Consider the following 16,004-nt stretch of genomic DNA (forward strand, 5'->3'; position numbering starts at 1 on the left):
CTGTAATTTCACTCTTGACTTTTACTTTTGTGGAGCTTAAAATTCATTGGGTATTTCTATTATTCTATGAATTGGAGTGTTAAGTCCATGAGGCGTTTATATAGTCTTATTGTTATATTAGTAGGTTCTTTAGCCTTAGGATTTGCTTTTAATATATTCCTTCTTCCCCACGAAGTTTTATCAGGTGGGGTGACAGGTCTTGCGATGATTTTTGGACTACTTTCGCCAGTGAACAGTGGAATTTGGTTTTTTCTTTTAAATATTCCTATTTTAATTATCGGATGGATGAAGTTAGGAAAAGAATTCATTGGGAACAGCATTTTTGCTGTTGTGATTACATCTATTTCCATGCAATATATTCCAGTCGTTGCAGTAACGGATGACCCGTTGTTATCTGCTGTATTTGGAGGAGTTATTTCAGGTGCGGCTATAGGGGTTATTATTCGTTTTTATGGGTCAACTGGAGGTTTTGATGTCGTTGGACTTCTTCTTACTCAGAAGCGTGATATTCCTTTAGGTGGATTAGTTTTCTGTTTAAATAGTGTTGTTGTGTTTATTTCTGGATTTATCTTTTCTTGGGATTTAGCATTGTACACAATGGCTTCCATTTATATTTCTGGGATTGTTGTGGACCGTGTTCATACTCGTCATATAAAACTGAACTTAATGGTTGTAACCAATCAAGGTGAGGAGCTTAAAAACGAGTTAATTAACAATTTGATCCGTGGTATCACCGTCATGGATGGCCAAGGTGGATATTCAAATGCGGAGCGAAAAGTTTTATATACGGTTATATCTCGTTATGAATTAGCGATTGTTAAGTCGCTTATTAAACGTGTAGACCAAACAGCATTTGTTAGCGTTAGTGAAACAGTTGAAGTAATTGGGAATTTTAGAAGGGAATAGATAGACAGGTTCCTATTCCCAATCTTAGCAGACCCACCTAATGCCAAATAGGGACGCAACCTGTCTTTAAACCCTACGGTAATTTAATTGTTTGAGTGATACGCTCATCATTTATGTCATAGACATTCATTTGATCAAATGAAAGGGTATAGAGGAGATCACCTACGGAAACCATGCGCATGATTTGCGATTCCCATTCAGGATATTCAATGTCTTGTGCTTGGTCTTGGTGTGTGATCGTATCTTTTAACTCAATCCCTGCATCAGGTGAGATTTCGTATAAAAAAGCTCCTTCATAAACGTAGGTTTGTTCTTCATAAATCGCATCTCCTTTATGTACAGTTTTTGTTTCATATATTTGAGCTGGAAAACCAAAGAGGTTTTTCTCCGGATGTTTATATAATGATTTATGATTATAGTTGATCTCTGAGTAGGATCCACCTTGACCGAGTATTTCACTAAATTTTTCTTTCGGATTTCTAGGGTCACTTACATCAAAGACAGATATTTTAAGACCAACTTGTCGAACACGAGGCTCACTACTTCCTTTGACATCTTCTAATTTAGTATGTTGGCCGAATCCAATCACATGGTTGTCATCGAGTGGATGTAGATAATTACTAAAGCCTGGAATCTTTAATTCCCCTAACACTTCTGGATTTTCTGCGTCCTCTAGATTAATAACAAATAAAGGATCGACCTGTTTGAATGTGACCATGTATGCCACGTTCTCCATAAACCTGACACTGTAAATTTGTTCTCCTTTAGCTAGGCCTTCGATTTCACCTAAAGAGTTTAAATCAGTATCAAAGGTGTACAAGTTATTAGTGGATGGTTGATTATCTTGCCACATATCCCCTTTAGTAGTGGCGACGCGGAAGGTTCCATTTCGTTCGTCCATAGCAAATTGGTTAATCAATGTCCCATTAACGATAGTAGAAGCGTTGTAGGTCATTTTTCCACCATCAATGTTAAATTGAATTATTTCCGTGTCGGCAGATTGAGGCATCATGATGTCAGTAGTAGTTTTTTTACTGGTTGATTCACTAGGATGATACTTATTCACTGCTGTGTATAAGTGGTTTTCTGACATGTATATTTGATTGGAAGCGCCCAAATAGGTTTCAACATTTGCTTCTTGTTCCATGTCATTCAAATCGATTGTGCTTAGCAACATAAAACTTTCTTCGTCACTTTCTGGGAAGAAATACAAATCCTCATAATTGATTGGCTTGCCCTCATCACTTACTGCTGTATCTTTCACAAAGGGACGAAATTCAATAGCCTGCTCATCAATATTTTCTCCCTCATTCCGCATCAAGTGATACGGAGGATGGTTATTTCCAACTACATATAAAAAGCCGTTCATTTTTCGAGAAGCAGTCAGGTCGCCTTCTATGGTAAATTCTCTAATTTGTTTAGGATCTTCTTTGTTAGAAATATCATAGATAAATACACTCGTTTGAGTCGAATAGACTGGTGGATAAGCAATATCTTCGTTGGGTGACTGCTCAGAAAGTTCATTTTTTATATCACTTCGAATACTTTCATATGTGTAGCCAATACTGATTAAGAGGTCGTTGTGTAAAAGTAATTCTTGTGCATGAAATTCTTTTTCTTGAATTCTGCTAATAACGTTGCTGCTGGTTCCATTTGTCGATGCAATAACGATGTCATTTTCCCTTGCAAAATAAAGATAGTCACCATCGGATTTTACGATGTCACCTTCATCGATTCCTTCGACCTGGACATTAGTTTCAGAAGTTGGAGCATCATTACCGGCACCAGAACTAGTAGCTGTATCTGCTGCAGAATCGGAGCTCTCAGTTGTTTCGTCCTGAAAGGAAAATCCCTCATTGCCCTGGATTGTTTTTTCTATCCGTTCATTTAATAGCGTGACTAATTGTTCATTGTTTTTAATGTTAGGTAATTCTTTTACTGCTTGGAAAGCATGTGTAAGGGACTTAGTTAAGTGGTCACCTTGAGCGGTTTCTATATTATCAGAAATGGTTATCAGATAATTTTCATCCATATTATATCCATCTTCCGGAGATAATAAAGTCAATATGGTATAATCATCATTCCATTCTATAGTTACGGATACTTTATCGTTGTTATTATCAAAAACGGTTACTGTTTCATTTGTAAATGTGTCGGGATTCATTTCATCTGAGAAATGGACGGACCAATCTTTAAATGTCGATGCATAGCTTGAAGCAGAAGGAATCATAGCAGTTACATTATTTGAAAGAAAACTATACATAAGAACCCCAATCGCACATATACCAATGACACACATTAAAAAAAAAGATTTCTTATTCACAATGAACTCACCTCGTTTAGTATAGGATATATTATCCTTTATAATTACTTTGACGTTTCATAAAGAAAATGGTTACATGGGACAAGGTTTCTTCTTTCCGAATTATTTTTTGTGTATTTGAAAAAGTTCGTCTGATAATTTGGTCAGAAGTACAACTTTATGCTAGTATGAACATCTACTAAAGAAAAAAAGGGACGTGTTTTATATGATAGAAATAACAATACCAAAAGCGGATATTACGATTAATAAAAAGGATTATCCTGAAGAAAGCAATGTATATGGTTTTACAGAGCTTCACCTGATTCCTAGAGATAAAGGTGGGATTTTCATGTTTTATAACATTAATGAGGAATTACTTTTCGTTGGGAAGGCTAGAAAGCTAAGACAAAGAGTTAAGAAGCACTTTGAGGATAATGTATCGGTAATAAAAAATCACCGTGATGAAGTGGCTACGATTGATGTATGTCTCGTTGAAGATCCTGTCCATAGAGAAATTTATGAAACGTATATTATTAATGAGCTTAAAGCAAAATATAATATAGACAAAGCGTTATTTAGATAAGTTGCTTACATTGATGGACTATTAGTGACAAGAGGTACAACTGCCCTTATGTCCCGAAAATAAACATCCCTTGGAAAAAGATATACTTTTCCAAGGGATGTTTTTTTGTTGGAGCTAATCTGTAAACTGAAATGTAGTTTTACTAGTTTTTAGAAATCCGAAATATTAGTATAAGAATTAAAAGTGTAGCATTATTTCATTGATTCTTCCATTATGTATAGGTTTGCTAGCATTTTTATTTGGGAAAGGGTAACTATAACCGTTTTGATTTCGGATTGTAAACTCTTGTAAGACGCATTTAACGAAACAAAGAAATAATGAATGTAGAAAGGTTGATATAGATGAAAAGTAAGTTAGCTGCTGGATTACTAGGTATTTTCTTGGGAGATTTCGGAATACACAAATTTTATCTTGGTCAAAAAGGAAAGGGTATTTTATATTTAGTATTCTGCTGGACAGGCATACCAGCAATTATAGGTTTTATAGAAGGTATCATCTATCTGTTTAGCTCTGAGGAGAAGTTTCAATCTAAATATGTAGTTAGTTAAAAAGCTTAAAGGCCGGTTGTATGGTATCTAAAATGCAACCAGCCTTTTTCTATGTATGAAGAGGGCAAAAACTGCTGATGCGTCCTTTTAAAAAATACGAATCGCGCAAATGTATAAACAAAAAGAAAAGGTTAATTATACTTAGTAAGATTGTTAATAAGGAGTTTAAAAATGAAACCATATCAGATTAAAAATATGATTATTGACGATGGATTTTATAACGCAGAAACTGTAACTGCTGATTTTACTAGCGAGGGTAAGAATTTTAGCGTAACTTTTGACAAGTCTGACCTTGGAATAGTTAATGCTTGGGCTTTTGAAAATCATACTTCTGTTCCTATTGATTTACCGGAGGACTTAATTGAATCAATCAAACAAGATGTGAAGAAGAAGATTTAATTTTTATTTTGTTACTAGTTCTAGAAGGGAAAACAAACAATATGAAGCTAGAACTTACACTTATATAATCTTTATATTGGATTTACTGTTCATGAAGCGACGATTTAAGTTATATTACCTCCTAAAATATTTACAGTCAATGCTAATAAATTATACCACTTGGACAAAAACATAGCCCCATTCAAATAAATTCATCTCTTTTTCATCAGCATATTTTCACTAATTTCTAACTTATTAAATTTCTACAAAATCTTAGATAACGAAAAACAGCCTTTCTTTACCATTTTCCTTTTAAAAATCGTCTAACAAAAAAATTCAGAGACTCTGTTATATCCGCTAGTTTATACCTTCACGATAATATTTAAAAATACTTAAGAAAGTAATCCTCGCTAAGCCTTTATTCAATCTGAATCCCCATGCTGGGGAGAGCTTAGCCTTCCTATCATCATTTACATAAGATTATCCATGTTAAAAATTTTGAAAAGCTTTTTTCAGTTATTCGGTTGAAATAACAGTTTTATTTTGTTAGTAATTCTATTTATTCTATTGATTATCGTAGGTGACGACTACCCTATTGGTGGAGGGTACAGTTAATAAATTACCACTTTTTTTACAATTTCTCTATGCAGGTAATGACCATAACCACCAAATGTACGCTTGATAATTACTCATCTTGTTGTATGGTCTTAGAAGAAAGGGTTTCTCCACCTTTTTTTAAAAAAAACATATTTGATTTTATCTATCAAATTAACTAGATTTTTTCTCATAACCTACTACATATAATGGTTTGTTTGGCAGCCATTCAGCATAAAGGACTTCTTTATAATTCGTAATGCTTTGCATTGCTAGTTGATCTTTTAACCATTTTTCATCAAACCCAACTTCACTTAAATTATCGTAAACAACTTCCCCATCCAAAATAAGTGTAATCGGTATATTTACTGGTTTAGTAGGCACGTTTAGATCACTATTTTTTGGAGTATCATGCTCTGACTTGGGCAGAACACTAATTTTACCATTTGATTCCAAAACCCCAAACTCAACTTCTTGAATTGAGAAATAACCTTGTTGTCTTATTAAACTTTGTAATGTATTGATATCTATTTTGCCTTTTTTAAGAGCATCATATTTTATTTTTCCTTGATGAATGACTATGTTTGGTTCTCCTTCTAGAAGCTTTCGTGTACCTTTAAATTTTTGAGTTAACATTTCTACAACATAAATAAGAATACCCCAACACAATATAGCTGCGGTTATATGACTAAATGTTATTTCATTATCATAAATAGCATTACCTAGGAGTTCCCCTAAAATTATTGCGGAAATAAATTCAAAAGGAGAAATTTGCGCGAATTGTGTTTTCCCTAAACATTTTAAAACAACAAACAATAAAATAAATCCCCATAATAGTTCAGTTATAATTGAAATATATTCATCCATTGTTTCATCCCCTAAAAGTCAGTGTCAACCACATTATTACCATATTAAGGTTGTTCATACTAGAAGAGGTGAAATGATGGTTTACTTTCTGCGCAGAAAAATCTTGTCCCAACGTATTGTCCTAGCGGATTTTAAGTCCAATGTTTCTTTATAACTAAAGGATGGGTATCCCGATACTTAGAAAGTAAGCAGTTATTCGTATAATTGATTATCGTTTATGTCTTTAGCGTGTGTATTGCTTTTTGTGCTAAAACGCTAGCAATATGGAAGTGAAAAGAAAAGGAAAACAAGGTCAGGTATCGTTATTCTTTTCAATACTTTTAATCGTTTTTCCATTGGGGATATTATATAATCTACTTTTAGGTTCATGAACTTGTTGAGATGGCCATAGCCCGTGGTGTCCAGAAAATATATAGCTAACAAAGCAGGCAACAAAAAAGAACTCTAAACCTTTTCCATCAAACATTTCCAATGCCAATAAGAATGCTGTTATCGGTACATTAGCACCTCCGCTAAAGGTAGCGATTAACCCTAATGCAGCGAGAAATGATATAGGCAAACCAATAAAATCATGTAACGTATTACCTAATGTAGCACCCATGAAAAATAATGGAATAGCCTCACCACCAACAAAGCCAGTTCCAAGTGTAACAGCAGTGAATACGAGTTTTGCTAAGAAGGCGAATGGAGGAACATCTTCGGTAAAAGATTGTTGCAACATTTCTAGTCCGCGACCATTGTAATCTTGGGAACCAATGATTAACGTGAATATTACTATAATAATTCCCCCCATAAAAGCACGTTTCATATGGTTTTTCTTGAATAACCTCTCGGACGTTTCCTGAATCCAATGTCTTAACTGACAATATAATATACTTAAAAGGCTAAAAATAAGTGAGACTAGAATGACTTTTGCAAAGGTAAGTAGAGATAGTTCTGGCACCATTTCAATTATTAATTCTTCATGCTCAACTCCCCAAGCGCCTGTCGTTATAAAATGTGCAACATAACTTGCGATAAGACATGGGATGATGGCTTCAAATTTAATCATACCTAAAGCAACCATTTCGATTCCCATAAAAGCTCCAGCAATCGGAGCTCCAAAAGCTGCCCCAAATCCTGCGCTTATTCCACTCATAATCAGAATGCGTTTATCGAAAATCTTTATTTTGAATAAACGATTAACCGTTTGGGCTACACTTCCACCCATTTGAATAGCAGCTCCTTCTCTTCCAGTCGATCCACCAAATAAAACGGTGATGAAGGTAGCTAAATAGGTGATTGGCCCCATACGTTTTAATAGTTGTTTTTTTCCTTGTACTCCTTCAATCACCAAGTTATTTTGTTCTGCAGCATCATGTAATGAATGATTCAAATATACTTTTCCATAGTTCATATATATGTATCCGATTAAAATTCCACCTAAAGGAAGAAGAAAGACAAGCCACTGACTATCCTTCTCACGTAACTCTCCTAAGTAATCGTTTGCCTCAAGTAATAAAGCCGTTGTTGATCCAACTACACCGCCAATAATGCTACCGAATAATATCCACTGAATAAGCGTTAAAAAAAGGTTTGTATATTTTTCTTTTATGTTCACGCCAATTGTCCCTCATTTCAAACCTTCAGGAGGTTCTTGTTTGTGTTCTTTATTTTTGACTTCGGTAAAGATATTTTCAGTGTCTTCAGGATTGTTTTTTATGAAATATGATGGTGGATAAAACTGGGTACCCTGAATTAATGATCTGAGCATTTGGATATCTTCTTTTGTTGCAGATTGTTTACCAGGCTTTAGCACATATCCTAACTGACCGTTTGGCTCAATTGTCGCCCATTGTAAATCGCTAATATGTTGGATATTTTGTTGTCGCAAACGTACTTCTAACATATCAACAGTTAAGCGTAGTTTTTTTAAGTTTTCGACATTGATCTGACCATTCTCAACTACAAGGCGTGATTTTCCATAGATAAAGGTTTCTGCTTTGTCGTATCTTAAGGCAATACGTTCAATGAAAATAAGTGTAAAAACCATTATCAACGTGATTACCATCGTAATCCAAATGTTACGGTCACCTACAGGTTGAATAATTAAGGAACCTACAGCAACCATCATGACAGTCTGTGCAACGGTTAACTGCGATATGGATTTCCGCCCTGCTAAGCGTAAAATAAGTATTCCACCAATGACAACGACAATAGCTTTCCATGTGAAATGTAAATCCAAACACAATTCCTCCTTGTTAGCCTCCATATATATCTTGTTAAGAACAAGTTAAAATATACATATGCCGTGGTGTTTTTGTAGTTCAAAATACACGTATTATTGCTTATCGATTACATATTTGAAAGTGAAGTAGAAGAAAATAAATTAAATAATACGAAGGAGCTTCATAGAAGAGTATGCTGATAAATCTTACACTTATTTTAATCATACGAAGGAATATGGATATTTCAGAATTCTAGGTGAAGTGATAGAATTTAACCTAATAGATAGTAATGGGACAACAAGAAATCTGTCCCATGTCGGAGAAGGTGGTGCATAATGGTTTGTAAAAAGTGTCGTCAGCAATTTAAGGAGTATTTTAATGGGAGTTTAGCAGATTCTGAAATTATAGTAGAATTAGAAAATCATCTAAATAGCTGTTCAAAGTGTAATAAGGCTTATAACAAATATAGTCAAAGAGCGGCTAGCATTTCAATTATTGCAATTGCTAAGAAGATTCCTAGATTTGTTTGGGGGAGCATACTAATTATTGTACTAATAGGTTTAGGAATCATTTATGTAACTGGTGGTTTTCAAAAAGTTGTCAGTTGGTGGGACGGACTTGCCGTGAGTGAGGAAGATACAATTACTGATATTCATCAGTTTGGAGTTGGAAATACTTTAAATCTCGAACAAGAGGATAATGGATTTGAGATCAGAATTACACATGTTTTAGCAGATGAGATTCAAACCTTTGTCTATTATGAAGTTGAGAATTTAGAGGAAGACAAATTGTATAGAGTTAACCCTTCTTCGGTTTCTGTTGCCGAGGATTACGATGTTTTTAATTGGTCTTCGAGTTCTAGCGATTCGATTGCTTTTACAAATGATATAGAGAGGATAAATAATCGTACCTATAGAGGCAGGGTTACCATGCTTCCATTAAAAAAAGAACAATCAGAAATTGAATTGGAAATTTCAAAATTAATAGAAGTAGTGGAATCAGATGGGTATTTTGAACCTAAAAATGAAATAGGCCTAGAAGGCAAATGGACATTTACAATACCAATTGAGAAAGAAGAGATTATAGAAAAACAGATTGATCAAGAAATAGAAGTAGCTGGTCATATGGTTTCTTTTAATAAGCTTATCATTGCTCCTACAACTACCTTTCTTTTCTATCAAAATAATACGGGGGAGGAAAGGACAAGCAATTATTTTTCTTTTGAAAAGTTATCTACAGATACAGATGATCTTGAAAGGATGGACTCGTTAATACCTGATGAGTGGCGCTTCAACGAACAGAATCGTTACACGCAATTTTTACCTTTCGACTCTATGTATTACAACCAAAAAACATCATTTAATGTCCATGTATCTTTAATTAATGAAAATATACCAGTGGATAAATCGTATGACATAAATCCTAGTCAACTTCCTCAAATGTTTCAGTTTAGAGGAATAGATATAACAGTGGAAGAAATCGATCTAGATCCACCCGGAAAATTATCAGTAGGGATTGAGTGGGAAGAAGGACGCGATTTTGAACGATTGGACGTTGAGGCTGTTGGTGAGAGTGGAAGCTCGATGCCTAGTATGCAAGTCGATGGGGTTTATGTGACAGAAAACGGTGATGTTTTTAATCGAGAACAATTAAAAGATTGGACCGGAGATGGGCAAATTAGCTTCTTTGTAACACAATCTGAAATAATTCTTGATGACGGACAGGGAGAAGTAATCAAACCCAAGGCAATTAAAATAAATAGTTATGGAAAAACAACGTACCTAGATGAAAAAGTCGAAATTGAGTTAAATGATTGAAGAGTGTTTGCAGGTTTTAATGGTGTAGACGCAAGGTTCATCCTATGTAATCGATGCTAAATCCCTATAAAAGCAGTGCTCCTATTTTGGTTGATGGACTTTTATGGGGACGTTCTACAACAGTGTGATAAGTGATCTTGGTATTGTATGTGTATATAGATTTTAGATACTTGAATGGGACAAGGGCATCGGTGAACCGGACAACTTTTTGTGTTGGTTTTGATATATTAATAAATAAGTACGTCTCTAGACTAATTTTACTTGCAGATACAGGTTGACAATTATTAAACGGTGTATTATGTTAAGTAGTGTTTAGAGAAGTTAACTTATTAATAACTTTTTGTAAACGCTTTATAGTTATAAGTACATCTATTGTATTGGAGGGGGTTAATGAATCAATAGCTTTATGTCGTAACGTGTAACATTCCGCAAAGTTTTTAGCCACTAAATTTTTTGTTTAACTAAGTTGCTCATGCAACAGCCACTTTTGTATTCTAATTACATACACCAAAAGAAAAAAGAGCAAAATCTCCTTGTTCTTCTACAGCGAGACGATTACCTAAATTAAATTCTTGATTTTAAACAAATCAGTTAAATGACGACGTTTACATTAGTTGTTATTAAACGAGAGGGGAAATTAATTAATGAGAAAGTCTTTTCAACTACTTATCTCTATCTTTATATTATTAATTTTATTAGTTCCTAATACAGTTCTTGGAAATGAGCAAACCGAACCGCTTGAATTTGATAGAGCTTCCGTTCATGATCCATCGATTATTAAAGAAGAGGGGGAAGATGTTTACTATGTGTTTGGTTCACACATTGCAGCAGCTAAATCTGATGACTTAATAAATTGGACCTCTATCGTAGATAGGGAGTATGAAACTCCAGAAAATAATCCGATTTATGGAGATTTATCAAATAATCTTGCTGAGTCATTTGAATGGGCAGGAGAAGATGATGCGGATAGTTCTGGAGGATTTGCGGTATGGGCACCAGACATTTTCTACAATAAAGATTATCTCCATGAGGATGGGTCTACTGGCGCGTATATGATGTACTACAGTGTATCTTCTACTTATATCAGATCAGCAATAGGAATTGCGGTATCTGAAAACATTGAAGGACCGTATCAGTATGTTGATACAATTATGTACTCTGGCTTTACGAATTATGAAACGTATGACAATAGTAGTGATGTCAATAAACACTATGAAAATACAAACATTCCAGATCTTATTGAAAAAGGGGATATTGATGAGGTAAATCCAGATTGGTTTACTGAAGATGGTGATTTTAATAATGCGCTTTATACAAATGCCATTGATGCCAATATTCTTTATGATGAAAATGGTACATTATGGATGACCTACGGATCTTGGTCAGGTGGTACATTTATCTTAGAATTGGATAAACAAACCGGTCTACCAAAATACCCTGGAAAAGATGGTCAAACAGAAGATGGTAGAATGATAGATAGATATTATGGTACGAAAATTGCTGGTGGATATGGTAGATCCGGCGAAGCTACGTATGCAGTGTACGATGAGGAGTCAGAATATTATTATCTTTATATCACCTATGGTGGATTAGCATCCGATGGTGGTTATCAAATGAGACAGTTTAGATCTGAAAACATTAAAGGACCATATACAGATGCTTCAGGGAACAAAGCAGTATTTCCAGATAGTTTCGATATGGGTGTAGGGAATTTTCCGGGAAATGATGACCATAAAGATATTGGTAACAAAATGATGGGGAACTTCTTGTTCAAGAGAGATCTTGGAGAAGATGGCTCTGGAATAGGGACAGGTTATGCGGCTCCTGGTCATAACTCTTATTACTCTGATTCTGAGACTGGAAAAGAATTTATTGTTACCCATACGCGTTTCCCAGAACAAGGAGAAATGCATGAGGTTCGTGTGCATCAAACGTTTAAAAATAGTGATAAGTGGCCAGTGCCAACACCGTATCACTATGCTGGTGAAACAATTGAAACCGTTTCAAGTGGAGATGTAACTGGTGACTATAAATTTATTAACCATGGCGAAGAGATTACTGGTGAAGTAACAGAATCGACATGGGTTAAGTTAAATGAGGATAACACTATTTCTGGTTCTGTTGAAGGTACTTGGGAATTGTACGACAATTACAGAGCGAAATTAACGATTAATGGTGATAACACCTACGATGGTGTATTCATCAAACAATATGATCCTACATCAGAGAGTTGGGTAATGACTTTTAGTGCTATGTCTGATGATGGTGTTGTTATCTGGGGTAGTCACGTAGAAGAGTCATCAGATGAAGAGTTAGTGGCAGCCATAAAAGAAGAACTAAGGAACACAATTTCGGAAACTGTTACTAATGATCTGTCACTTCAAACTGTAGCAACAAGAGGAACTGAGATATCTTGGGAATCCTCAAACACTGAAGTGATTTCAAATGAAGGCGAAGTAGTTCGACCGAGGTTGGGTTCGGATGATGTATCAGTTACACTGACAGCAAATATTTCATTAGGGGATGTGACAGAAACACTTACAGTTGAAACTACTGTACTTGCCGAGTCAGAAGGTGGATTAGCTGCCTACTATAATTTTAATGATAGCTTTGAAGACACGACCGGAAGTAAAGATGATGCAACCGTTACAGGTAATAGAATCGATAATGAAGGTGGGAATATCACGTTTGCTGATGGTGTAGTTGGACAAGCAGCTAAGTTTGATGGTGAATCTGGACTACGTTTAGCAGATGGCTTAATAGCTAGTGATACGTACACGGTATCATTATGGGTGAAACCCGAGGAAATTACTGAATTTACGACAACCTTCTTTGGTGCAAGAACAGAAAACAACTGGATTAGTGTCACGCCAAATGCCGGTGGTGTAACTAAGGCATGGGTTCATAATGGAAGTGATTGGTATGATTTAACATCTGATTCCATTATTCCAGTAGATGAATGGACGCATTTTACATTGACGGTTAATGGAGGAGAATCCAAGGTTTACATCAATGGTGAAGAGAAATATAGTGGACAAGACTTCCCGAATATATTTACATCAGTAGATGCAAGCTTTGGGTTAGGTGTTAATTACTGGGATACACCTTTTAAAGGCTTAATGGATGAAGTTCGTGTTTATGATGGCATGGCTTTACCAGAACAAGAGGTTCAGCAACTTTATCAAAACCCAGAAGGATTAACAGCGAATTATAATTTTGAAGATAGTTTAAATGAAGAAACAGGTAATTTTGATGCAGGTTCCATTACTGGAGACCTCATTGATAATACAGGTGGTTCTATTTCTTATACAGAAGGAATCAGTGGACAAGCTGCAGTATTCAATGGAGAATCTGGAGTAAGATTACCAGATGGATTGCTTTCAGGTAATGAATATTCTGTTTCCTTGTGGTTGAATCCATCAGAATTAAATGACTATACAACTGCATTTTTTGGGACAAGAACAAATAGTAACTGGGTTAGTTTGGTTCCAGCAGGCCCGGTAGGTGGAGAAACGCACACGGATGTAATGGTTGATAGTGATGGAAATGATCGTTATCATGCAACAATAGGTGATACGATTCCAACAAACGCATGGACACATGTAGCTTTCACTGTTGATAACGGTGATGCTGTAGTCTATATCAATGGTGAGGAAGCGTTTGCCGGACAGGACTTCCCGAATGTATTTACGACTGAAGAAGCATTGTTTGGTTTGGGTGTAAATTACTGGGATACGCCATACAAAGGTTTAATGGATGATTTACGTATATACGGTGAAACAGCACTTTCTGCACAGGATATTAAGGCTTATTATGATAGCGTTGTTGAAGATCCTAGTGAACCAGAAATTGATGTAACGGATTTAGAGCAATTAATTGAGACAGCTAAAGAATTTTCTAGTGATAGATATACAGAATCTTCTTATGCAGCCTTACAAGCAGCGATAACAGATGCACAAGCAGCACTCAATGTTGTTAATTCACAAGAAGCAGTAACTGCAGCTATCACAGCTTTACAAGCAGCGATTGATGGATTAGTAGAGCAAGATTCAGATCCGAATCCAGATCCACAACCAGAGCCAGAAGAAACGATTATAAGTGATACAAAAGATTTAGAGTTAGATGATAATGTCTACAAAACAAATAAGGTCACAAAGACTACTGAGTTTAAAAAAGAGGTAATTAATCAATTGAATGATGATGCTTCTGTTGAAATGACTTATAAAGAAGTAAAAGCGACAGTTCCAGTATCCGTATTAAAAATAAACGCCGATGTGACGTTTAACTTTGATGATGTATCGGACAAAGTTAAATCGAATAATGCTGATAGTTTAAGTGAGTTATATGACTTTACACTAACTTCAAATGGTGAAAATGTAAGTTTTGATACACCAATTACACTAACATTTACGATTGACCCAAAGAAAGTAACAAATTGGGAAGATATAAAAGTAGTATATATTGATGAAAATGGAATAAAACAAGAAATGATTACGCCGATTTCTTATAATAAAGAGACTGGTGAAGTTGTTGCAGAAGTAACTCACTTTAGTGTTTATGGTGTGTTTGAAATAGCTGAAGCTGACCCTGATGTAACAGATTTAGAGAAATTAATTGAGAAAGCAGAAGAGTTATCTGGTGATGGATATACAGAATCTTCTTATGCAGCATTACAAGCAGCAATAACAGATGCACAAGCAGCACTCAATGCTGTTAATTCAGAAGAAGAAGTAACAGAAGCTATCATTGCCTTGCAAGCAGCGATAGATGGACTAGAAGAGACGGAAACAAATACCGAAGAACCAGTAGATGAAGAGGAAACAACGGAAGATTCTAATGAAGAAACAAAAGAGGCTGACGCCGATGAATCGTCTGGGGAGGAATTACCAGAAACAGCAACAAACCAATATAACTGGTTAGTCTTAGGGGCTTTATTACTTGTTATTGGTTTTAGCACGATAATTGTTATAAGAAAAAACAAGAATCAAGAAAGTTAATAAAAGTATCATTCTTTGGAACCGTTTAGTTGCAGTAATAATCAACTAAACGGTTTTTCTTTTTTAAAAAAGTAAATAACTTTCTACGTTACCTAGCGAGAGCAGAATACTCCAAAACTTCTGTTTCATAAATGAAAATCCGAAGATCCTTATATAATTCCAAACTAAAATAATCTTGGATAAATATCATCGTTGAACAAAAATAGGACATCACTATGTTTTTGCTAAGAGAAAGTTTTTCCACAACAGATAGAGAGTTTTAAAAGTCTAGGCTGTTTCTTTTACAGATTCTGCAGGTGCTTTCCGGAAACATAATCCACCCGCAATAATAAGTAGGGCACTAGGAATTAATGAAGCAACATTGACAATTAGTGCTAGAATTCCTCCGATTAACAAAATAATTCCACTTCGTTTACTGCTTTTTTCTAGAAAAGATGGAATCGAAAAGATACAACTTACAATGTAAACTGCGGATAAGATGAATACTTGAAATAGAGTAATAATCAGGCCGATTCCATATGCTTCATCTGATACAATATTATCAGGTTCACCTAAAAACCCTGAAGAGAAAGTGGCCCAAAATTCAATTCCCGCAAAAAACCATATTATTGTAAATAAGATGCCTAAAACTGAGCCGATTAATCCTAATATAAATTCAGTTGTATGTTTCAATAGCATTCACTCCTTAATTTTATTTATTAAACTCTAAATCTGTGTGGTATAAAGTCATTTAGCTTTCATGTCTGCGAGCAAGTTGAATGGCTCTTTGTCATCGGGGTATAGAAGTTTGATTTTACGAACTTAA

Annotated in this window: 11 protein-coding genes and 1 pseudogene; 7 read left to right on the top strand and 5 right to left on the bottom strand. The window is 35.1% G+C overall.

Features of this window, described 5'->3' with window-relative positions; genetic code table 11:
* Positions 1-87: 87 nt before the first annotated feature.
* Entirely contained in the window at positions 88-906 is an 819-nt protein-coding gene (locus tag QQS35_RS22365) for a YitT family protein (protein ID WP_285934482.1), read from the top strand.
* A gap of 73 nt (positions 907-979) precedes the next feature.
* Here the strand turns inward: QQS35_RS22365 and QQS35_RS22370 are convergent, their stop codons facing one another.
* On the bottom strand, positions 980-3,229 hold the full coding sequence (locus QQS35_RS22370; RefSeq protein ID WP_285934483.1) for a beta-propeller domain-containing protein: 2,250 nt from the start codon (positions 3,227-3,229) through the stop codon (positions 980-982).
* Positions 3,230-3,434: 205 nt separating this feature from the next.
* On the opposite strand from QQS35_RS22370, the gene QQS35_RS22375 reads away from it, so the two are divergent.
* The 4 genes and pseudogenes from QQS35_RS22375 to QQS35_RS22390 all read left to right on the top strand — a co-directional run.
* On the top strand, positions 3,435-3,791 hold the full coding sequence (locus tag QQS35_RS22375) for a nucleotide excision repair endonuclease (protein WP_285934484.1): 357 nt from the start codon (positions 3,435-3,437) through the stop codon (positions 3,789-3,791).
* Positions 3,792-4,132: 341 nt separating this feature from the next.
* On the top strand, positions 4,133-4,339 hold the full coding sequence (locus tag QQS35_RS22380; RefSeq protein WP_285934485.1) for a TM2 domain-containing protein: 207 nt from the start codon (positions 4,133-4,135) through the stop codon (positions 4,337-4,339).
* A 171-nt stretch (positions 4,340-4,510) separates the two neighbouring features.
* On the top strand, positions 4,511-4,738 hold the full coding sequence (locus tag QQS35_RS22385; protein WP_285934486.1) for a hypothetical protein: 228 nt from the start codon (positions 4,511-4,513) through the stop codon (positions 4,736-4,738).
* Positions 4,739-5,245: 507 nt separating this feature from the next.
* Positions 5,246-5,332: pseudogene (locus QQS35_RS22390) on the top strand (YjcZ family sporulation protein); the annotation flags it as partial.
* A gap of 153 nt (positions 5,333-5,485) precedes the next feature.
* Here the strand turns inward: QQS35_RS22390 and QQS35_RS22395 are convergent.
* The 3 genes from QQS35_RS22395 to QQS35_RS22405 form a co-directional block, all read right to left on the bottom strand.
* Positions 5,486-6,178, bottom strand: coding sequence for a DUF421 domain-containing protein (locus tag QQS35_RS22395; protein WP_285934487.1), 693 nt, complete (start codon positions 6,176-6,178; stop codon positions 5,486-5,488).
* 292 nt (positions 6,179-6,470) lie between these two features.
* A complete protein-coding gene (locus QQS35_RS22400) occupies positions 6,471-7,778 on the bottom strand; it encodes a chloride channel protein (protein ID WP_285934488.1) in 1,308 nt (435 codons plus the stop codon).
* Positions 7,779-7,790: 12 nt separating this feature from the next.
* The gene (locus QQS35_RS22405; RefSeq protein WP_285934489.1) at positions 7,791-8,402 is read right to left on the bottom strand and encodes a DUF421 domain-containing protein; all 612 of its coding nucleotides are present in this window, start codon (positions 8,400-8,402) and stop codon (positions 7,791-7,793) included.
* Positions 8,403-8,720: 318 nt separating this feature from the next.
* Here QQS35_RS22405 and QQS35_RS22410 point away from each other — a divergent pair, with 318 nt between their 5' ends.
* Positions 8,721-10,202 (top strand): DUF4179 domain-containing protein, encoded by a 1,482-nt coding sequence (locus QQS35_RS22410; protein WP_285934490.1) that lies wholly within the window; start codon positions 8,721-8,723, stop codon positions 10,200-10,202.
* A 644-nt stretch (positions 10,203-10,846) separates the two neighbouring features.
* A complete protein-coding gene (locus QQS35_RS22415) occupies positions 10,847-15,199 on the top strand; it encodes a LamG-like jellyroll fold domain-containing protein (RefSeq protein ID WP_285934491.1) in 4,353 nt (1,450 codons plus the stop codon).
* A gap of 267 nt (positions 15,200-15,466) precedes the next feature.
* Here QQS35_RS22415 and QQS35_RS22420 read toward each other — a convergent pair whose 3' ends face one another.
* Positions 15,467-15,871, bottom strand: coding sequence for a hypothetical protein (locus QQS35_RS22420; protein ID WP_285934492.1), 405 nt, complete (start codon positions 15,869-15,871; stop codon positions 15,467-15,469).
* Between the last annotated feature and the right edge of the window lie 133 nt (positions 15,872-16,004).

The sequence above is a fragment of the Aquibacillus rhizosphaerae genome (genome assembly GCF_030282825.1).
Lineage (GTDB): Bacteria > Bacillota > Bacilli > Bacillales > Amphibacillaceae > Aquibacillus_C > Aquibacillus_C rhizosphaerae.

Bases quoted from the DNA above. Each gene is read 5' to 3' on its own strand.
- QQS35_RS22365 (WP_285934482.1), top strand. From the start codon at position 88: ATGAGGCGTTTATATAGTCTTATTGTTATATTAGTAGGTTCTTTAGCC.
- QQS35_RS22375 (WP_285934484.1), top strand. From the start codon at position 3,435: ATGATAGAAATAACAATACCAAAAGCGGATATTACGATTAATAAAAAG.
- QQS35_RS22380 (WP_285934485.1), top strand. From the start codon at position 4,133: ATGAAAAGTAAGTTAGCTGCTGGATTACTAGGTATTTTCTTGGGAGAT.
- QQS35_RS22385 (WP_285934486.1), top strand. From the start codon at position 4,511: ATGAAACCATATCAGATTAAAAATATGATTATTGACGATGGATTTTAT.
- QQS35_RS22395 (WP_285934487.1), bottom strand. From the start codon at position 6,178: ATGGATGAATATATTTCAATTATAACTGAACTATTATGGGGATTTATT.
- QQS35_RS22410 (WP_285934490.1), top strand. From the start codon at position 8,721: ATGGTTTGTAAAAAGTGTCGTCAGCAATTTAAGGAGTATTTTAATGGG.
- QQS35_RS22415 (WP_285934491.1), top strand. From the start codon at position 10,847: ATGAGAAAGTCTTTTCAACTACTTATCTCTATCTTTATATTATTAATT.